At 72.0% G+C, this 18,949-nt stretch carries 16 protein-coding genes; 11 read left to right on the top strand and 5 right to left on the bottom strand.

All coding sequences use genetic code 11. The features are described 5' to 3' along the window. Nucleotides 1–20: 20 nt before the first annotated feature. The 5 genes from DEJ02_RS13240 to DEJ02_RS13220 all read left to right on the top strand — a co-directional run bounded on the left by DEJ02_RS13240 (nt 21) and on the right by DEJ02_RS13220 (nt 3,714). The gene (locus DEJ02_RS13240; protein WP_111033433.1) at nt 21–965 is read left to right on the top strand and encodes a phosphatidate cytidylyltransferase; all 945 of its coding nucleotides are present in this window, start codon (nt 21–23) and stop codon (nt 963–965) included. Between the two features lie 77 nt (nt 966–1,042). Next, a complete protein-coding gene (locus DEJ02_RS13235; RefSeq protein WP_111033391.1) occupies nt 1,043–1,591 on the top strand; it encodes a DivIVA domain-containing protein in 549 nt (182 codons plus the stop codon). Between the two features lie 147 nt (nt 1,592–1,738). Next, entirely contained in the window at nt 1,739–2,653 is a 915-nt protein-coding gene (locus tag DEJ02_RS18700; protein ID WP_245166192.1) for a lytic transglycosylase domain-containing protein, read from the top strand. 12 nt (nt 2,654–2,665) lie between these two features. Continuing rightward, nucleotides 2,666–2,968: a hypothetical protein gene (locus DEJ02_RS13225; protein WP_110863985.1), complete on the top strand. Its 303-nt coding sequence runs from the start codon at nt 2,666–2,668 to the stop codon at nt 2,966–2,968. Next, nucleotides 2,965–3,714 (top strand): alpha/beta hydrolase, encoded by a 750-nt coding sequence (locus tag DEJ02_RS13220; protein ID WP_111033390.1) that lies wholly within the window; start codon nt 2,965–2,967, stop codon nt 3,712–3,714. Before DEJ02_RS13225 ends, DEJ02_RS13220 begins: the two co-directional genes overlap by 4 nt. 87 nt (nt 3,715–3,801) lie before the next feature. Here the strand turns inward: DEJ02_RS13220 and DEJ02_RS13215 are convergent, their stop codons facing one another. Then, the gene (locus DEJ02_RS13215) at nt 3,802–5,643 is read right to left on the bottom strand and encodes a hypothetical protein (protein ID WP_181440359.1); all 1,842 of its coding nucleotides are present in this window, start codon (nt 5,641–5,643) and stop codon (nt 3,802–3,804) included. Between the two features lie 184 nt (nt 5,644–5,827). On the opposite strand from DEJ02_RS13215, the gene DEJ02_RS13210 reads away from it, so the two are divergent. Together DEJ02_RS13210 and DEJ02_RS13205 are read left to right on the top strand one after the other, a co-directional pair. Beyond that, a complete protein-coding gene (locus DEJ02_RS13210) occupies nt 5,828–7,570 on the top strand; it encodes a hypothetical protein (RefSeq protein WP_111033389.1) in 1,743 nt (580 codons plus the stop codon). After that, entirely contained in the window at nt 7,567–8,577 is a 1,011-nt protein-coding gene (locus DEJ02_RS13205) for a tetratricopeptide repeat protein (protein WP_111033388.1), read from the top strand. The genes DEJ02_RS13210 and DEJ02_RS13205 overlap by 4 nt, the downstream gene beginning before the upstream one ends. Before the next feature lie 211 nt (nt 8,578–8,788). On the opposite strand, the gene glgB is transcribed toward DEJ02_RS13205, so the two are convergent. The 3 genes from glgB to DEJ02_RS13190 all read right to left on the bottom strand — a co-directional run bounded on the left by glgB (nt 8,789) and on the right by DEJ02_RS13190 (nt 15,621). After that, nucleotides 8,789–11,350 (bottom strand): 1,4-alpha-glucan branching protein GlgB, encoded by a 2,562-nt coding sequence (gene glgB, locus DEJ02_RS13200; RefSeq protein ID WP_111033387.1) that lies wholly within the window; start codon nt 11,348–11,350, stop codon nt 8,789–8,791. Then, a complete protein-coding gene (locus DEJ02_RS13195; protein ID WP_181440358.1) occupies nt 11,347–13,347 on the bottom strand; it encodes an alpha-1,4-glucan--maltose-1-phosphate maltosyltransferase in 2,001 nt (666 codons plus the stop codon). The genes glgB and DEJ02_RS13195 overlap by 4 nt, the downstream gene beginning before the upstream one ends. Before the next feature lie 174 nt (nt 13,348–13,521). Continuing rightward, a complete protein-coding gene (locus DEJ02_RS13190; RefSeq protein WP_111033386.1) occupies nt 13,522–15,621 on the bottom strand; it encodes a glycogen-debranching protein in 2,100 nt (699 codons plus the stop codon). A 59-nt stretch (nt 15,622–15,680) separates the two neighbouring features. Here DEJ02_RS13190 and DEJ02_RS13185 point away from each other — a divergent pair, with 59 nt between their 5' ends. The 4 genes from DEJ02_RS13185 (at nt 15,681) to DEJ02_RS13170 (ending at nt 18,196) form a co-directional block, all read left to right on the top strand. Beyond that, nucleotides 15,681–16,862 (top strand): cysteine desulfurase family protein, encoded by a 1,182-nt coding sequence (locus DEJ02_RS13185; RefSeq protein WP_111033385.1) that lies wholly within the window; start codon nt 15,681–15,683, stop codon nt 16,860–16,862. A 15-nt stretch (nt 16,863–16,877) separates the two neighbouring features. Next, nucleotides 16,878–17,060 (top strand): hypothetical protein, encoded by a 183-nt coding sequence (locus tag DEJ02_RS13180; RefSeq protein WP_111033384.1) that lies wholly within the window; start codon nt 16,878–16,880, stop codon nt 17,058–17,060. A 119-nt stretch (nt 17,061–17,179) separates the two neighbouring features. Then, entirely contained in the window at nt 17,180–17,641 is a 462-nt protein-coding gene (locus DEJ02_RS13175; protein WP_258378734.1) for a hypothetical protein, read from the top strand. Between the two features lie 57 nt (nt 17,642–17,698). After that, complete coding sequence (locus DEJ02_RS13170; protein ID WP_111033382.1) at nt 17,699–18,196, top strand: hypothetical protein; 498 nt, start codon at nt 17,699–17,701, stop codon at nt 18,194–18,196. Here DEJ02_RS13170 and DEJ02_RS13165 read toward each other — a convergent pair. Beyond that, nucleotides 18,189–18,824 (bottom strand): hypothetical protein, encoded by a 636-nt coding sequence (locus DEJ02_RS13165; RefSeq protein WP_111033381.1) that lies wholly within the window; start codon nt 18,822–18,824, stop codon nt 18,189–18,191. The genes DEJ02_RS13170 and DEJ02_RS13165 overlap by 8 nt on opposite strands. Nucleotides 18,825–18,949: the final 125 nt, after the last annotated feature.

Raw genomic sequence — 18,949 nt, 5'->3', positions numbered from 1 at the left:
GGCCCGCGTCGAGCGGGCCCGTGAAGAAGGGGCTCCGTCAGGACTTCGATGCGCGCGCACGAGCGGCGCGCACCGACTTCGAGGCGCAGCTCCGCCAGCGCAAGGCCGACTTCGGCGCGCGCAACGAAGCGCTGACCGCGCGGACCGGGCGCAACCTGCCGGCGGCGATCGGCATCGCGCTCGCGTTCGCGGTCGTGATGCTCGGCACGCTGCTCCTCTGGCCGCCGTCCTTCATGGTCGTCGCGGCGTTCCTGCTGGGCGTCGGCGTCTACGAACTCACGAGCGCGATGCGGTTCGCCGGCCGCGACGTCCCGCGGATCCCGAGCGTCGCCGTCGCGATCGCGATCGTGCCGGCGGCGTTCCTGCTCGGCCAGGTGGCGGCGCTGTTCACCCTGCTCGGCGGCATCGTCCTGATCAGCGTCTGGCGACTGCTCGAGGTCGCCGTCGCGCGGCAGAAGCCCCCGGCCGGCAACGTCGCCCGAGACCTCACGAACGGGTTGTTCGTGCAGGCCTACATCTCGCTGCTCGGCGCCTGCGTGGTGCTGCTCTCCGCCCAGCCGGACGGCAACCTCTGGGTGATCGGGTTCATCCTCGTGGTCGTCGCGGTCGACACCGGTGCGTACGCCACCGGGCTGAACCTCGGCAAGCACCCGATGGCACCCCGCATCAGCCCCAAGAAGACGTGGGAGGGCTTCGCCGGGTCCGTGGCGGCGAGCATCGTCGTCGGCATCCTGGTGGCCGTGTTCATGCTCGGGCTGCCCTGGTGGACCGGTGTCCTGCTCGGTGTGCTCATCTCCGGTTCGGCCACGCTCGGCGACCTGACCGAGTCGATGATCAAGCGCGACCTCGGCATCAAGGACATCTCGTCGTTCCTGCCCGGACACGGCGGCCTGCTCGACCGCATCGACAGCATCCTGCCGTCCGCCGCGGTGGCCTACGTGCTGTACCTCGTCGTCAACCACTGACGGCTGTCGGGCCGGGCTGAACGCCGCACTCAGCGCGTCCAGGTTGTGCCGGGGGTCCGGACTGGCAGAATGACGCCGTGGCCACCACCTTCCCGACCGCAGCCCGTTCCGCCCTCGGTTACGACGTCGACGAAGTCGAGCGTTTCCTCGAGGACGCCCGGCGCGCGTACTCCGCCGACGACAGCGCCCCCGGCATCGAGGCCGCGAAGATCCGCGCCACGGCGTTCTCGATGCGCAAGGGCGGCTACTCCACGTCGCACGTCGACGCCGCACTCGAGCGACTCGAGGACGCCTTCGCGGCCCGCGAGCGTGAGCGGGAGATGAGCGAGGTCGGCAAGAAGGCCTGGTACGCCGAGGCGCGGACGAAGGCCTCCGACGTCGTGGCGCGGCTCGAGCGGCCCGACGGGCAGCGGTTCAGCCGGGTCAGCGTGCTCGGCACCGGCTACCACCCGAAGGACGTCGACGCGTTCGCCGTCCGACTCGCCGGGTACTTCCGCGAGGGCAAGCCGCTCAGCCTCACCGAGGTCCGCTCGATCGTCTTCCGCCCGAAGCACGGCGGGTACCGCGAGGCGCAGGTCGACGCCCTGCTCGACGCCGTCGTCGAAGTGATGCTCGCTGTCCGCTGACGACGCGCTGTCCCCAGGTGCTTCGCTTTCCGTGATCGTTCCGTTACCCTGGTCCTACTCATGGGCAGGCACACGGCAGACTCAAGCTCCGACCGCGATACCCGCGAGCACCTCAGCCTCCAGGCTTCCGGTGAGCGCCGCGCGGCAATGCAGCGAACCCGCACGACGGAGACGTCGGCGTTCGGGGTGACCCCGCAGGCAGCGCCCGCGACGACGGGTCCGGTCGCCACGCCGAAGTCGGTGGCGGCGAACCGCGTCTCCGACGAGCGCGTGGCGTCCTTCGCCCACGATGCCCTGGTCGAGGCCGACCAGCGTCCCGCGAAGCAGCGCACCGCGACGGTGCAGCGCCGTGCGACGCCGAAGCTCGTGAAGCCCACCGCGTCGTCGGTGAACGCCGTCGCCCGCAAGCGCGCGGTCGCCCCGATGATGTCCTTCGTCGGCGTGTTCCTGTTCGTCGGCGGCTCGCTGTTCAACCCGCTGCAGGCCGACGTGGCACAGGCCGCCGTCGACACCCCGGTGCTCGTGAAGACGCCGCCGGCGCCGCAGCAGTACACCGCGCACGGCACCTACGCCGTGGCCGCCGCCGACCGTGACGGCTACGACGTCACCGTCCCGGCCCCGAAGGTCGTCAAGCCCGTCGTCGAAGAGGACGAGGCCGACGCCGACGCCGAGACCACCGACGACAGCGCGGACGCCGCGGCCACCGAGACCCAGCCGGTCTCGGCCGCCAACACGCTCGCCGCCACCGCCGCGACGCCCGACCCGGGCAGCGCGCAGGCGATCGCCCTGCAGCAGGTCACGGCTCGTGGCTGGGGGACCGACCAGTACAACTGCCTGGTCTCGCTGTGGAACAAGGAGTCCGGCTGGCGGGTGAACGCCTACAACCCCAGCGGTGCGTACGGCATCCCGCAGGCCCTCCCCGGCAGCAAGATGGCCACGGCCGGCGCCGACTGGCAGACCAACCCGGCGACGCAGATCACCTGGGGTCTCAACTACATCGCCGGCGTCTACGGCACCCCCTGCGGTGCCTGGGGACACAGCCAGGCCAACAACTGGTACTGATCGGCTGCTCGGGTGCCGCGCAGCAACCGGCCGCGGCGTCCCCGTGGTCGCGACGTCGAGCCTGACGAGGAGACCACCCTCGACCGGCTGATGAGCTCGTGGAAGCGCACCGAGGTCCGCCACGGTCGCGAGTACCAGGTGCAGCCGATCTCGGCCGCGTCGGCGCAGAAGGAGTACATCTGCCCGGGATGCGGCGGAAGCGTCCTGCCCGGCACCGCCCACGTGGTGGTCTGGCGTGCGGACGGCGTGCTCGGCGACGCCGCCGACCTGGCGTCGCGCCGGCACTGGCACAACCACTGCTGGAGCATCGCATGACCGAGCACGACGTGCCGCACGACACCGAGATCCGGTCGGCCACCGTGCTGCCGGCCCGTCGCACCGAGGTCGAGCTCGTCACGGACGACCACCTGACGCTCGTCGGTGAACTCGCCGAGCCGGCCGACACCCCGGCTCGCGGGACCATCGTCACGCTCCACCCCCTGCCGACCGCGCACGGGTTCATGGACTCGCACGTCCTCAAGAAGGCCGCGGCACGGCTGCCCGCCCTCGCCGACATCGCGGTGTTGCGGTTCAACTTCCGGTCCGTCACGTCGCCGCGCGGCACGTCCGAGGGTGTCTTCGGCGAGGGCGTGTCCGAGGGCTTCGACCTGCGCGCCGCCGTCGCCGAGGTCGTCGACCGCGGCCTGCCGACCCCGTGGCTGGTGGGGTGGTCCTTCGGCACCGAGGTGATCCTCAAGCACGCGCTCGAACACGTCGAGGCCGGCACGGTCGCCGGTGTCGTCCTGCTGTCACCGCCGCTGCACCGCACCTCGGACGAGGAACTCGCCCGTTGGGCTGCCGTCGAGGTGCCGGTCGTGGCGCTCGTCCCCGAGCACGACGACTTCCTGCAGCCCGAGGCCGCGGCGGCACGGTTCGCGCTCGCCCCGAACGTCCGGGTCGTGCCCGTCGACGGTGCGAAGCACCTGTGGGTGGGGGAGCGGTACGTGCGGATCGTCCTCGACGCGATCGCCGACCTCGTCGTGCCGGGCAGCGCCCCGCTGCCGACCCACTGGCCCGTCTGAGCACGTCCGTACGACGCCCTGCGGCCCGCCACCTGCACCAGGTGGGACGGCCTGGAGGCGCGGGTCGCGCCTCCAGGCCGTGGACCGTCAGCGGTCGGTCGCGTCCACGTCGTCGGCAGCGTCCGCAGCGGACGCTGCGGCGGGTGCCGTGCCGAGCAGGCCCGTGGCGTTCGTGAGGACCCCGCGGAGGTTCTCGAGGTAGCCCGCGACGGCTTCGCGTTCGGTGCGGATCGCCGCCAGGCGGTCCTCGGCCTCGGCGATGACGCCGGCGGTGCGCTCCTCGGCGTCGGCGACCATCCGGTGCACCCGGTCCTGCGCGTCGGCGACGATGGTGCGGGCGTGCTCCTGGGCCTCGGCCGTGCTGGTGCGCTCGAGGTCGTCGGCCTCCTGCTGCAGGCGTTCCGCGCGTTCGCGGGCCTCGGTCGCGCGGCGCGTGGCCTCGGCGAGCTGCAGGTTGGCCTCGTCCAGGTACTTCTGCGTCTCGGTCACGGTCTCGTGGTGCTTCCGCAGGTAGTCCTGCTCGGCGTCGTCGCGGCGGGAGGCGAGTTCCGACTCGAGCGTCGTCCGGGCCTCGTCGCGCTCCCGGGCGATCTCGGCGCGGACCTCGTCGCGCTCCTTGACCAGGGCGGCGCGTGCGGTGTCGATCTCCTGCCGCAGGGCGGTGCGCTCGGCCTCGAGCACCCCGAGCTCGGCGGTGCGACGGTCGGCGATCTCGGTGTCGACCTCGGCGTGCTCGCGCTCGCGTCGGGCGGCGATGGCGTTCTCGTGCTCCCGGACGGCACGCTCGGCTGCCGCGTCGGCCTCGGCGCGCTCCTGCGCGATCCGGGCGTCGTGCTCCTCGAGCTCCCGGGCGATCCGGTCGGCGGTCTCCTGCACCAGGCGCGCGTTCTCGACGCGGGTCTGCTCCTCGTCGACGCGGAGCTGCGCGTGGGCCGCCTCGATCTCCTGCTCGAGTGCGGTGCGGGCTGCGGCGAGTTCGCGGTCCCACTCGGCGCGGGCGGCGGCGAGTTCCTCGTCGAGCTCGCCGCGGCGGTCGGCGACCTCGGTGTCGAGCTCGGCGCGGCGGCGGGTCACCTCGGACTCGAGTTCGGCGCGACCGGTCTCGAGTGCCAGCGCGTGTGCCTGCTGCTCTTCGTCACGCTCACGGTGCCAGGCGGCACGACCCTCGGTGACCTCGCGCTCGAGGGCCTCGCGTCGGGTCGTCTCCTCGCGGTCGAGGTCCTCGGTACGGCGTGCGTGGTCGGCCTCGAAGACCGAACGGCGGTGCTCGGTCTCACGGTCGAGTTCGGCGGCGGCGGTGCGGGCGTCGGCGGACTCGCGCTGGGCGATCTCGCGCAGCTCGGCGACCTCGTGCTCGACCTGGGCGCGCAGCGCGTTCGTCTCGCGGATGGCGACGGAACGGACCTCGGCGGCCTCGGTCACGGCTGCCCCGCGGATCGCGGCAGCTTCGTTGCGGGCGTCCTGCGTGAGGAGACCGGCCTCGGCCCGGGCACGTTCGACGGTGTCGGCTGCCTCGGCGCGGGCGCGGGTCAGTTCGTTGGTGGCGCGGGTGCGGGCGTCCTCGAGGGTGTCGCGCGCTTCCTCCTGGGCCTCGCGGACGGTGCGCTCGGCTTCGGCGCGGCTCGAGGCACGGAGCCGCTGGGCGTCGATGTCCGCCTGACTGATGAGGCGGGTCGACTGTTCCTCGGCCACACGCAGGGTCGACTCGAGGCGGGTGCCCAGTCCGCTGTACGTGGGGGTGCCGGCTTCGTCGAGCTCGCCCTGCAGTTCGGACACCCGGGCCTGCAGGAGACGGATCTCCTTCGCGGCGTCGGCGCGGTCGTTGTTCGACTTGATGAGCTCGCGGCGCAGGTCGTTCAGCGAACGCTCCACCTCGTCGCGGCGGTACCCCCGCAGCTCGGTCCCGAACTCGGCCTCGTCGTTCGCCACGTGTCGCTCCTGGGTGCTCGGCGGAGGGCCTGGATCGGCCCGCGGTCGATTGTAGTGGCGGCCGGAGGGGGTCGTCTGAGTCCGGCGACAGCGCGGATTGATGCGCTGTCCAGCGTTGCTCGCTATCCTGAGTCGCTGATTCGCGCGCCGACATCCCCACCCCGGCGCGGTAGGGAGAGAGTTCGTGCGATTCGTCCTGGCGATCGTCAGTTTCGTCATCGGTCTGCTGCTCGTGGCGCTGGCGGTGGGACAGCGGACCGTGTTCGCGCCGCCGTCCTCGCTCGTGGCCGAGAGCTCGACGACCAGTTCCGCCCCGGTGACCGTGATCCCGGGGACGACGCTCAACGCCAACCCGGGCTACCAGCGCATCAACGTGTCCGGTTCCGGCAAGGTCTTCGCGGCCTACGGCAAGACCGCCGACGTCGACGCCTGGATCGGTGACGCCGAGCACACCACGCTCCGCTTCGACGCCGAGAAGGGCTCGCTGGTCGGGTCGACCTCGGGCAGCGAGACCAGCGTCCCCTCGCCGAAGGGCAGTGACCTCTGGTACCAGGAGTACGACGGTGCCGGACAGTTCACCGTCCGCCTGCCGCAGGACGTCTCGGTCCTCGTCGTGAGCGACGGCAAGGCCGCAGCGCCGAGCGACGTGTCCGTCACCTGGCCGCAGGACACCGCGACGCCGGCGGTCGGTCCGCTGCTCGTGGCCGGCGGCGTGTTCGTCCTCGGGGGCCTCGTGTTGCTCGTCCTCGCCTTCCTGCACCAGCGCCGTGGCCGCGGTCCCCGCCGTCGCAGTGGTGGCAGCCGCCCGCCGCGGGTGCGTGCGTCCCGTCGAGCCGCCGCCGCCGGAGCCCAGGTGCCGCGCCGCGGTCGTCGCGGCACGCGCGCGCTCATCGGCGTCCCGGTGCTGCTCGTCGGCGCCCTGACCCTCGCCGGCTGTTCCTCGGACTACTGGCCGCAGGGCGGCGACCCGTCGCTCGCCACGCCGACCCCGACGGCCACCGCCACGGGGGCTGCTGAGACGTCCGAGCCGACGGCTGCGACCAAGCAGCAGATCACCCGCATCGTGCAGCGCACCGCCGCCGTCGCGAAGCAGGCCGACGGGGCGCGCGACCGTGACCTGGTCAGGACCCGGTTCTCCGGAGCGGCGCTCGACCTCCGTCTGGCGAACTACTCGATCCGCGGCAAGGACTCGGACGTCAAGGCACCGCCGGCGATCTCGGCCGCGCAGGTGTGCGTCGCGCTGCCGCAGCAGACCGACACCTGGCCCCGAACGGTCTTCACGATCGTCGCCGAGGACTGTGACGCCAAGTCTGCGCCGCAGGCCCTGACCCTGGTGCAGGACACCGCCCGCGATCCCTACAAGGTGGCGTACGACGTCTCGCTCGAGGCCGACGCGAAGATCCCGAGCCTCGCCCCGACGACGATCGGTGCCGCCCTGCTCGCGCCGGAGTCGAAGCTCCTGACGATCCAGCCCGACCAGGTCGCGACCGCTTACGGCGACATCCTGTCGAAGGACACCGCCAGCGAGTACGCCGACCTGTTCGCGACCGAGGGCGATGCGCTCCGCACCACCATCGGCAAGGCGTACAAGGACAAGAAGGCCAAGGCCCTGCCGGACACGGCGAAGATCGAGTACTCGTCCGAGGTGCCCGCCGACTCCGCCGTCGCGATCGCGACCGACGATGCCGGCGCCCTGGTCTCCGCCGACCTGGACGAGATCGAGAAGGTGACCCCGACCGCGTCGGGCGCCGAGGTGAACACCGAGGGTGCCGTCAAGGCACTGTCCGGCGTGGACACGAGCAAGAAGGGCATCAGCGCGACCTACAGCGTCCAGCTGCTCTTCTACGTGCCGCCGGTCGCCTCGGATGGCAAAGTGGTCCTGCTCGGGTTCACACAGGGCCTGACCGCAGCGAGTGAGGTGCAATGAGCAACATCCCCCCGACCCCGTCCGGGCTCCGCGGAGCCGTGGACCTGTCGTCCCTCGTCGACCGCGCACAGCGGCCGCCCCAGCCGTCCGGTGCTCCCGCCCCGGCGGGTTCCGCCGGCGGAGCCGTTCCCGGCACCGAGGCCGGCGCCGGGAACGGTGCCGACCTGACCGTCCCGTCGCTCGTGATCGACGTCACCGACGCGACGTTCCAGGACGTCCTGGAGCTGTCGAACGTCGTCCCGGTCATCGTCGACATCTGGGCCGAGTGGTGCGGGCCGTGCAAGCAGCTCTCGCCGATCCTCGAGCAGCTCACCGCGGAGTACGACGGCCGCGTGGTGCTCGCCAAGGTGGACGCCGACACGAACCCGCAGCTCGTGCAGGCGTTCCAGGCGCAGTCGATCCCGACCGTCGCAGCCGTCATCGGCGGACGCCCGCTCGGGCTCTTCGTCGGGGCACTGCCCGAGGCGCAGGTCCGCGACGTCTACGAGCAGGTGCTCCAGGCCGCCGAGCAGAACGGCGTGGCCGGTCGCGTGACCGTCGACGGCGCTGCGGCAGTGGTCGACGCTGAGCAGGGCGAGCCCGAGCCGGAGCCACTCCCGCCGCACCACCAGGCCGCGTACGACGCGATCGAGCAGGGCGACTACGCCACCGCGATCGAGGAGTACAAGACCGCGATCCTGCAGGACCCGCACGACCAGATGGCCGTGGCCGGGCTCGCACAGGTGTCGCTGCTCGACCGGCTGAACGGCCGGACGGCCGACGAGATCCGTGCGGCCGCTGCCGCCGGCCCGCAGGACGTCCAGGCACAGCTCGCGGTCGCCGACCTCGACATCTCCGGCGGGCACGTCGACGACGCCTTCGGGCGTCTCCTGGACCTGGTGCCGACGGTGTTCGGCGACGACCGTGAGGCCCTGCGCGTCCGACTCGTCGAGTACTTCGAGCTCATCGGCAGCGAGGACCCGCGCGTCGTCGCGGCGCGCCGCCGCCTGGCGAACGCGCTGTACTAGACCTGCGGGGTCCGTAAGGCGAAGAAGACGCCGTCGTCACACCGAGACGCCGCCGAATCCGGCGGCGTCTCGGCGTCTCGGGGGCGTCTCGAGGACACGACGGCGTCCCGAGCACAACCGCTCGCCCGGCACGAGGCAAACGGGAGGCCCGGTGCCAGCTGGCACCGGGCCTCCCGTCTGTCCGTCGGCCGCGTCGAGGACGCTGACCGGGCTACTGGGCGAGCTTCAGCCAGACGGCGCCGAGCGGCGGCACCACGAGGTGCGCCGAGGCCGGGCGGCCCGCCCACGGGGTGTCCTCGGCGGTGACGACGCCGAGGTTGCCGACTCCCGAGCCGCCGTACTCGGCAGCATCGGTGTTGAGGACCTCGTGCCACTCGCCCGCGGTCGGCAGCCCGAAGCGCCGCTCCACCGGCACGCCGGAGAAGTTCACGAACACCGCGACCCGGTCGTCGCCGTCCTTCCGCAGGAACCCGAGGGTCGAGTGCGGTGCGTCGCCGCCCTCGAGCCACTCGAAGCCGTCGGCCGTCGAGTCGTGCGTCCAGAGCGCAGGGGAGTCCTTGTACACGCGGTTGAGCTCCGCGACGAGGTCCTGCACACCGCGGTGGCCGGGCTGGTCGAGGAGCCACCAGTCGAGGCCCTTCGCCTCGGACCACTCGGCGGGCTGCGCGAACTCCTGGCCCATGAAGAGCAGCTGCTTGCCGGGGTGCGCCCACATGAACGCCAGGTACGCACGCACGTTGGCGAGCTTCTGCCACTCGTCGCCGGGCATCTTGCCGTACAGGGAGCCCTTGCCGTGCACGACCTCGTCGTGGCTGATCGGCAGCGTGAACTGCTCGCTGAACGCGTAGACGAACGAGAACGTGATCTCGTCGTGGTGGTAGCTGCGGTACGCGGGGTCGCGCTGCACGTACTCGAGCGAGTCGTGCATCCAGCCCATGTTCCACTTCTGCCCGAAGCCGAGTCCGCCAGCGCTCGTCGGCTGGGTCACGCCCGGCCACGAGGTGCTCTCCTCGGCGATCATCACGATGCCGGGGTAGCGCTTGTACGCCGTCGCGTTCGTCTCCTGCAGGAACGAGATCGCGTCGAGGTTCTCGCGGCCGCCGTGGACGTTCGGCAGCCAGTCCGTTCGGGAGTAGTCGAGGTACAGCATCGAGGCCACCGCGTCGACCCGCAGGCCGTCGATGTGGAACTCCTCGAACCAGTACAGCGCGTTCGCGACGAGGAAGTTGCGTACCTGCGGCTGTCCGAAGTCGAACACGTAGGTGCCCCAGTCGAGCTGCTCGCCGCGGCGGGGGTCCGGGTGCTCGAACAGCGCGTAGCCGTCGAAGCGACCGAGGGCCCATTCGTCCTTCGGGAAGTGCCCGGGGACCCAGTCCATGATCACGCCGATGCCGGCGGAGTGCAGGCGGTCGATCAGGTAGCGCAGGTCGTCCGGCGAACCGAAGCGCGCGGTCGGTGCGTAGTAGCCGGTGACCTGGTAGCCCCACGAGCCGCCGAACGGATGCTCGGCGAGCGGCAGGAACTCCACGTGGGTGAAGCCGGTGTACTCCATGTGCCCGATGAGCTGGTCGGCGACCTCGCGGTACGACAGGCCGGGGCGCCACGAGCCGAGGTGCACCTCGTAGACGCTCATCGGGGCGTCGTGCGTGGTGGTCTGTGCGCGGCGTTCCATCCACGCGGCGTCGCCCTCGGACCACGTGTACGTGGACTCGGTGACGACGGAGGCCGTGGCGGGCGCGATCTCGGCCTCGCGGGCGAACGGGTCGGCCCGCTCCACCCAGCCGGAGTCGGTGAGGATCTGGAACTTGTAGCGCTGCCCGACGACGGCGCCGGGCCAGAACAGCTCCCAGACGCCGAGGTCGCTCAGACGGCGCATCGCGGTGGTGCGGCCTTCCCAGCCCTCGAAGTCGCCGATCACGCGGACGGCGGTGGCCCGGGGCGCCCAGACGGCGAACGCGACACCGTCGACACCGTCGACCGTGCGGGCGTGTGCGCCGAGGTGGTGCCAGAGCTGCTCGTCACGGCCCTCGCCGAACAGGTGCAGGTCGAGCTCGCCGAGCGTCGGGGCGAACCGGTACGCGTCGTCAGTGGTCCAGGTGGCGTCGTCCTCGTCCGTGGACTCGTCGTAGTCGTACTCCGACTCGACGCGGTAGCGACCGAGGGTCTCGGCAGTGGCGCCGGCCCAGAGCCCGTCACCCTCGTGCGTGAGCTCGATGTCGTCGCCGTCGGGGCGCACGAGGCGCACCGCGCGGGCCAGGTGCCGGACGACGCGGACGCTGGTGCCGCCGTCGACCGGGTGCGGGCCGAGCACGTCGTGCGGCTGGGACCAGCGGCCCTCGGCCACCTGCAGACGCAGCCAGTCCTCGATCGGAGCCGGACGCGGATCCGTGGCCGTACCGGTGGCGGCAGCGGCGGCCGGAGCCGAGGCAGCAGCCGACGCCGAAGCAGCGGCGCTGGGGGCGACGGGCGCGTCGACGGAGGCCGGGCGGACCACGGGGGCGGCGCCTCCGGTCGGGGCCGTCGGGGTGTCGGACGCCGAGGCGGCTGCCACGGACGGCTGCCGCGGGTGCGTCGGGTCGGCGGGGTGCCCGGCGAGCGTGGCGGACTCCGCCACGCCGCGGTCGGGCGCCTCGCGCTGCGCCGGCGGAGCGCCGGGCAGGTCCTCGTCGGGCGCGGACACCTTCGGCTCGTACCGCGGCACGGCCGGCGGCGGAGGCGGCACCGGCGGGACGGCCGGTCCGCGCTTCGTGGGGTCGGTCGGTTCGGGGGTCATCGGTGGGGTCCTTCCACGACGAGCAGGTGCACGGGCTCCTGGAACGCGTCCAGGCGGACGTAGTTCGACGCGCCCCAGGTCCAGCGCTGACCGGTCACGACGTCACGGACGTCGAACAGGCCCTCGGTCGGCAGACCGAGTGCGGCGAGGTCCAGGTGCACGGTGGTCTCACGGGCGGAGTGCGGGTCGACGTTGGCGACCACGATCACGGTGTCGGGGCGCCCTGACCGGATGTACTCGCCCGACAGGTGCTTCGAGTAGACGACGATCGCCGGGTCGTCGGCGGCGTGCACGTGCAGGTTCCGCAGCTGTCGCAGCGCGGGGTGCGCCGCACGCAGGCGGTTGAGCATCGTCACGTACGGCGCCAGGGACGCACCCTCGGCCTCGGCCAGGGCGAAGTCGCGCGGCTTGTACTCGTACTTCTCGTTGTCGATGTTCTCTTCCGAGCCCGGACGGGCGACGTCCTCGAACAGCTCGTACCCGGCGTACATGCCCCACGTCGGAGCACCGGTGGCGGCGAGTGCCGCGCGCACCTTGTAGCCGGCACGGCCGCCGAACTGCAGGTACTCGGTGAGGATGTCGGGCGTGTTCACGAAGAGGTTCGGGCGCAGGTAGTCGCTCGTCTCGTGCGAGAGCTCCGTGAAGTAGTCCTCGATCTCGTCCTTGGTGTTGCGCCAGGTGAAGTACGAGTACGACTGCTGGAACCCGGCCTCGGCGAGCGCGCGCATCATCGCCGGGCGGGTGAACGCCTCGGCGAGGAACACGGTGTCGGGGTGCTCGTCGCGGATCTCACGGATGACGCGTTCCCAGAACCAGAGCGGCTTGGTGTGCGGGTTGTCGACGCGGAAGATGCGGATGCCGAAGTCGATCCAGTGGCGCAGGACACGCTCGACCTCGGTGACCAGGCCCTCGGGGTCGGTGTCGAACTGGATCGGGTAGATGTCCTGGTAGCGCTTCGGCGGGTTCTCGGCGGTCGCGATGGAGCCGTCGGCACGCTGCGTGAACCACTCCGGGTGCTGCGTGACCCAGGGGTGGTCGGGGGAGCACTGCAGCGCGAAGTCGAGCGCGACCTCCATGCCGGTGTTCTTCGCCGTCTCGACGAAGTCGCGGAAGTCGTCCTCGGTGCCGAGGTCGGGGTGGATCGCATCGTGCCCGCCCTCGGGGGAGCCGATCGCCCAGGGGCTGCCGGGGTCGTTCGGCCCGGGCGTCAGCGTGTTGTTCGGCCCCTTGCGGGCGGTGGTGCCGATGGGGTGGATCGGCGGCAGGTAGATGACGTCGAAGCCCATCCGGGCGACGGCGGGCAGACGGCGGGCCGCGGTGCGGAAGTCGCCGCTCTTCCAGGAGCCGTCGGGGTTCTTCTTCGCGCCTTCGGAGCGGGGGAAGAACTCGTACCAGGCACCGACGCCGGCGCGGGTGCGTTCGACGTCGAGCAGCTGGGTGGCGGAGTGGGTCCGGAGCGAGGTGAGCGGGGCTTCCTCGACCTCGGCGACGATCCGCGGGTCGTCGACGGCGGCGAGGCGCTCGGCCGGGTCGAGGTCGGTGTCGCGGACGCGTGCGGAGGCTCGGGTTGCGGCGGGGGAGTCGGTCTCCTCGGCCAGCCGGTCGAGCAGCACGGCACCGTCGAGCAGGGTCGCCTCGGTGTCGACGCCGGCCGCGATCTTCAGGCGTGCGCCGTGGAGCCAGCTCGCCCAGTCGTCGGAGTACGACTCGACGTGCCACGTCCAGACGCCGACGTGGTCGACCTGCACCGTGGCTTCGTAGCGGTCGGTGCCGGGGGCACCGAGGGTCATGGGGACGGTGCGGGTTCCACCGTCTGGGCGTTCGAGGACGAGGTCGGCGCCGATGATGCCGTGTCCTTCTCGGAAGACGGTTGCACCGAACGTGATCACCTCGCCGTCGAATGCCTTGCCGGGGAAGCCGTTCGGCGTCCTCGGGGCGAGCTCGGTGATCGGGATGCGCCCGATCTTCGGGCGGCGGGGTCGGTCTGCGGTGGCCACGGAAGCGACGCTACCCGGCGAGCGGCTCCGCGTTCCCCGGAATCGGCCCGCTGTGGAGGGCCGGGCGCGCCGTGGAGCCTGTTGAGGACCGGACGCAAGGCCCGTGGCGGGGCCGCCACGGGCCTCCCGTCCGCCACTCGGTCGCGATGCCGGGCCGCACCCGCCTGCTCGGCGCTACGCCACCTCGAACAGGTGGATGCCGGGGCCGTAGGCGGTGAAGACCTGCCCGGCGGGACGGAGGCGCTCGTGGTCGCGGTGCTTCTCGCTCGACCAGGCCAGGCGGTACCCGAGGACGTCCTCGCGCACCGGCAGGGTCAGGTCGCGGGTGCGGCCGCTGCCGTGCACGACCACCAGGACGCGGTCGAAGGGCTCGTGTTCGGGCGTCGACTCGACGAAGTACTGCAGGGCGCGGTGCACAGGCTGGTCCCAGCCCTCGATCGTCATCGGGTGCCCGTCCGGCCCGTACCAGGACATGCGAGATGCCCCGGGGGTCTCCTGCCCCTCGACGCCGAAGCGGGTGGGGCGGAGCGACGGGTGCGCCTGCCGGAACCGGGCCAGCGCGGCGACGGCCTCGGTCATCGTCTCGGCGTCCTCGTCGTCGGACCAGTCCACCGGGGTCAGGTCGTCGGACACCACGTAGGCGTTGTTGTTGCCGTGCTGCGTGCGGCTCCGCTCGTCGCCGGCGGTGAGCATCGGCACCCCGGCGGAGAGCATCAGGGTCGCCACCAGGTTGCGCATCGACCGGCCGCGCGCGGCGCGGACCCCGCGGTCGGCGGTGTCGCCCTCGATGCCGTGGTTGAACGAGCGGTTGTCGTTCGAGCCGTCGCGGTTGTCCTCGCCGTTCGCCTCGTTGTGCTTGCCGTCGTACGACACCAGGTCGAGCAGGGTGAAGCCGTCGTGCGCGGTGACGAAGTTGACGCTCGCCAGCGGTCCGCGGTCGGCGCCGAAGACGTGACGCGACCCGGTCAGGGCTCCGGCGAGCGCGCCGATCCCGGTCTGCGGCAGGCCGGTGCGGCGCTCCTCGGCGATGTCGGTGAGCCAGAACTGGCGGACCGTGTTGCGGAACCCGTCGTTCCACTCGCTCGTGCGGTGGCCGGCCGCGCCGAACTCCCCGGTCTTCCAGCCGTCCGGGCCGACGTCCCACGGCTCGGCGATCACCAGGGTGTCCTGCAGGTCGGGGTGGTTCCGGATGCGCTCGAGCAGTGGGTGCGACGGGTCGAACCGGTGTTCGCCGTCGCGGGCCAGGGCGGCCATCAGGTCGAAGCGGAACCCGTCGACCTGCACCTCGCGCGCCCAGTACACCAGGCTGTCGACGATGAGGTCCGCCGTCGCCTCGACCGAGGTGTCGAGCGTGTTCCCGCACCCGGTGGTGTCGTAGTAGGTGTCACGACGGGGCGGGTCGGTCTGCGCCCAGCGGTAGCGGTTCGCGCCGTCGATGCCGCGCAGGCTCGTCGTCGGACCACCCAGGCCCTCTTCCGCGGTGTGGTTGTAGACGACGTCGAGGACGACCTGGATGCCGGCCTCGTGCAGCAGCCGGACCATGCCCTTGAACTCGCGCAGGACGGCGTCGGCGCCCTCCTGCTGCGCCGGTGCCGAGGCGTGCGCGGCGTGCGGGGCGAAGAACCCGAGCGTGTTGTAGCCCCAGGCGTTCTGCCGGCCGGCGTCGCGGAGCCACCGCTCGGTGTCGAACGCCTGCACGGGCAGCAGTTCGAGCGTCGTGACGCCGATGCGGTGCAGGTGCGCGATCGTGCTCTCGTGGGCGACCCCGGCGTACGTGCCGCGCAGGTGTTCCGGCAGGTGCGGGTTCGCGGCCGTCAGGGTGCGGACGTTCGCCTCGTAGACGACGGCACGGTCGAGCGGGACCTGCGGCTTCACGACGCCGCCCCAGTCGAACGCGTCGTCGACGACCACGCTGGTCCACCGGGGGCCGACCGCTTCGTCGTCGCCGGTCGGCAGGATGCCCCGCGCGTACGGGTCGAGCAGCGGACGCGTCGGGTCGAACTCGTGCCGCGGCCCGACCGGCCCGTCGACGAGCAGGTGGTAGCGGTCGCCGGGCACGATCCCGGGGACCTCGCCGGTCCACACGTCCGTGTCCGGCACCCGCTCGAGCGCGTACCGCGTCGGCAGCACGTCGGAGGGGTCGGCTCCGTCGGCGCTCCCCGCGCTCGCCACGACCAGGACGACGCCCGTCGCCGTCGCGGACCGCAGGGTGAACCGGGGGACGGTCCCGCCCAGGGAGAACCCCGGCGTCAGGTCGATCGCTGTCTCGTGCACGCGACAAGGGTACGAGGACCGGCGCGTATCCTGGACACTGCTCGATCCAGGGGGTGCATTTGTCGGTCTACCTCGACCACGCCGCGACGACGCCGATCCTGCCGGAGGCGCTCGCCGCCTTCACCGATGCCCTCAGCACCGTCGGCAACCCGTCGTCCATCCACAGCGCCGGTCAGCGCGCCAAGATGCTGCTCGAGGACGGCCGCGCCGCCGTCGCCCGCTCGCTCGACGCCGACCCCGTGGAGGTCGTGTTCACCTCCGGCGGCACCGAGAGCATCAACCTCGCCGTGAAGGGCCTGTTCTGGGCTCGCCAGCGCGACCGCCAGCGGCCCCGCATCGTCGTCCCGGGTGGCGAGCACCACGCCACCGTCGACACCCTGACCTGGCTGGAGACGCACGAGGGCGCCGTCATCGACGTGGTCCCGTTGGACGCGCAAGGTCGCGTCGACCTCGCCGGACTGGAGGCGCGGCTCGCTGACGCCTCGGACGTCGCCCTGGTCACGTTCCTGTGGGCGAACAACGAGGTGGGCACCATCCAGCCCGTGTCACGGATCGTCGAGCTCGCGCACGCCGCCGGCGTGCCCGTGCACAGCGACGCGGTCGCCGCCTACGGGCAGGTGCCGGTGTCGTTCGCCGGGTCCGGCCTCGACGCCCTCAGCGTCTCCGCGCACAAGATCGGCGGGCCCGTCGGCATCGGCGCACTCGTGCTCGGGCGGAAGGCCACCGTCGAACCCCTCATCCACGGCGGTGGGCAGCAGCGGCAGGTGCGGAGCGGCACGCAGGACGCCCCGGCGGCTGCGGCCTTCGGTGTCGCGGCCAGCGCGGTCGTCGCCGAACCGATGCCGCACCCGTCGCTCGTCGCCCTGCGGGACCGCCTGGTCGCCGGGGTCCGTGCGGCCGTGCCGTCAGCGGTGCTGATGGGGGACCCGGCCGACCGGCTGCCGGGCAACGCGCACTTCACGTTCCCCGGCTGCGAGGGCGATTCGCTCCTGTTCCTGCTCGACGCCGCCGGGGTCGCGGTCTCGACCGGGTCGGCGTGCCAGGCCGGTGTGCCCGAGGCGTCGCACGTGCTGCTCGCGATGGGACTGTCGGAGCAGGATGCCCGTGGTGCGCTCCGGATCACGCTCGGCCACACGACGACCGATGCCGACGTCGACGCGTTCCTGACGGCGCTGCCCGACGCTGTCGCACGGGCCGGTGCCGCGGGGATGGCGTCGAGGGAGCCGCTGCTCGGGCGGTAGTGGTTGACTCCGGGCATGCTTCGCTCGTCCGCCGTGTGGGTCGTCTTCGCCCTGCTCGGCATCGTGTTCCTCGCAGTCTCGGTCGCGCTGTTCACCCAGTCGGGATCGCGGCCCTTCGGGTTCGTCACCTGCATCTGCGCTGTCGTCGTCCTGGTCAGTGCCTGGGTGGGACACCGGCGATCTCAGCTGCGACGCTGACGCCGCCCATGACAGCGTGCATCCCGGAACCTCGAACGCCGCACACGCGGGGGACGGGCACCACGGACGACGTCGAGGGTGGCCCCGGATGGCGGATCCGGTCCGCCGATCTCCGTCCGGTGATCACCGACCTCGTTGCGTTCAGCGCCGGGTTGGCCGACGACCCACTCCGTGAGGAGATCGAGTTGCTGTGGACCGGCAAGGCGGGTGATGCGCTTCGTCGCCTCGAACGGGTCGCCTCGACGCAGCGTGTCCGAGCATTGCGGGCCGACTGTCACCGTGACCTCGGCGACACTCGCGCTGCAGTGCGCGAGTACGACCTCCTCGTCGCCGAGTGCATCGGCACGACTCGCGAGGCCACGATGCGGCAACACCGGGGCAAGGCGCTGCTCGCAGCCGGGAGCGTCGACCGTGCCGTCGAGGACTTCACACTCGCCGTCGCGCTCAGACAGGCCAGTGATCCGGTGCTCCTCGCGTCGGCCGAGCAGGCACTGGCGGTTGCGCGGTCTCAGGCAGGTGACGGCACTTCGGAAGTGCTCACCGGGAGCGGCCAAGTTGACGGACGTCCGCCGGTAGCCTGAGCCCGTGACCACTCCCAGGCCACAGGGCAGCGCCGATCTGCGCCGGAAGCACTGACCGTGGTCACGAGTGGCGGCGAGCACCACCCGCGAAACGGCACCCGGCGGGACAGCCGCTGGGCCGTCCCGATCCGTCGGGTCTTCCCCTGGTGGTACCTCGGCGGTGCGGTGGCGACGCTGGCGATCCTGGTCCTGGTCGATCCCGGCGGCAGCCAGGCCACGGTGGCGTTCTGGGGGCCGATGATCGGGATCACGATCCAGGACCGCGAGCGAGCTGCGCGTGCTCGACTGGACCGCGGACTCCCGGTCGACCGACGGTCGCTCCTGTCGCCTCCGTCGCTCGAACCGACCTGCGCGGTGTTGCTCACCGGCGTGGCCGTCGGACTCGGCATGCTCATCAACGCGCTCTTCGGGCACGGCACGTCCGCCACGACGTGGGTCGGGGCGGGGGTGTTCCTCGGGAGCGCCGCGTCCTTGGTCGGTCTCCTGCTGGTCCTGAGGAGCCGACGCCGCCGACGGTCGAGCGGTGCGGGCGGCCAGCCGGACGACGTCAGCTGACTGGGCGCTCCGAGAGGAACCGCCCGGCTCGTCGGTACTGCAGGGCCAGTTGTACGAGCCCGAGCACCACCGTGAACGACGCGACGAGCTCGATCAGCTTGATGGGCAGACTGTCCGTGCTCACCGCTGTCGAGGCGGCGAACAGCATCACGGCGCCGAAGATCGGCAGGATCCCGAGCGTGGCTCGACGGTTCTGCACGGCCACCGCGAAGACGATGTCCGCGTGCTCGTCGTCGATCGGCTCCTGGCCGGCGATCTGACGCCGCACCGACCGCTGCTCCGCGCGGGAGAGCGGGCTGCTCACCGATCGCCAGCGAGTGACGTAGTGACCGGAGCGGTAGGCCCACACGAAACCGACGATGCCGACGACCAGCCCGAGCAGCAACAGCAGGAGCTGGACGAGCAGCTGCACGCCATCGCCGCCACTCGCGTGGCTGCTCCCGGTGGCCGGCACCAGCACCAGTGCCAGGACCACCCCGACCGCCCACGACACCAGGACGAGTGCCCCCGCCCACACGAACACGCGGGTCCGGCGGCGGCGGAGCCCGTCGTCACTCTGGCCGTCGGCGAGCCGGGCGGCGGCTGCCCAACGCTCGGCTCCGGCTGGGTCGGTTGCGGGGCTGGTCATCGTTCGGGTCCTGACGTCGAGAGTCTCTCGACTCTACGGGTCACGGTCGGTGCGGGTCGCGCGTGCGACCCCGGAAGCGACCGCGGTCGAATCCGCACGAGGGGATCGCCACCGACCCGCTTCGT

The organism is Curtobacterium sp. MCLR17_042, from assembly GCF_003234695.1.
GTDB lineage: Bacteria > Actinomycetota > Actinomycetes > Actinomycetales > Microbacteriaceae > Curtobacterium > Curtobacterium flaccumfaciens.
This window is presented reverse-complemented; position numbering and strand designations above follow the sequence as displayed.

What these genes read in the sequence shown, in the direction of transcription:
- DEJ02_RS13205 (WP_111033388.1), top strand. Translation starts at nt 7,567, where the DNA reads ATGAGCAACATCCCCCCGACCCCGTCCGGGCTCCGCGGAGCCGTGGAC.
- DEJ02_RS13220 (WP_111033390.1), top strand. Translation starts at nt 2,965, where the DNA reads ATGACCGAGCACGACGTGCCGCACGACACCGAGATCCGGTCGGCCACC.
- DEJ02_RS13180 (WP_111033384.1), top strand. Translation starts at nt 16,878, where the DNA reads ATGCTTCGCTCGTCCGCCGTGTGGGTCGTCTTCGCCCTGCTCGGCATC.
- DEJ02_RS13165 (WP_111033381.1), bottom strand. Translation starts at nt 18,824, where the DNA reads ATGACCAGCCCCGCAACCGACCCAGCCGGAGCCGAGCGTTGGGCAGCC.
- DEJ02_RS18700 (WP_245166192.1), top strand. Translation starts at nt 1,739, where the DNA reads ATGCAGCGAACCCGCACGACGGAGACGTCGGCGTTCGGGGTGACCCCG.
- glgB (WP_111033387.1), bottom strand. Translation starts at nt 11,350, where the DNA reads ATGACCCCCGAACCGACCGACCCCACGAAGCGCGGACCGGCCGTCCCG.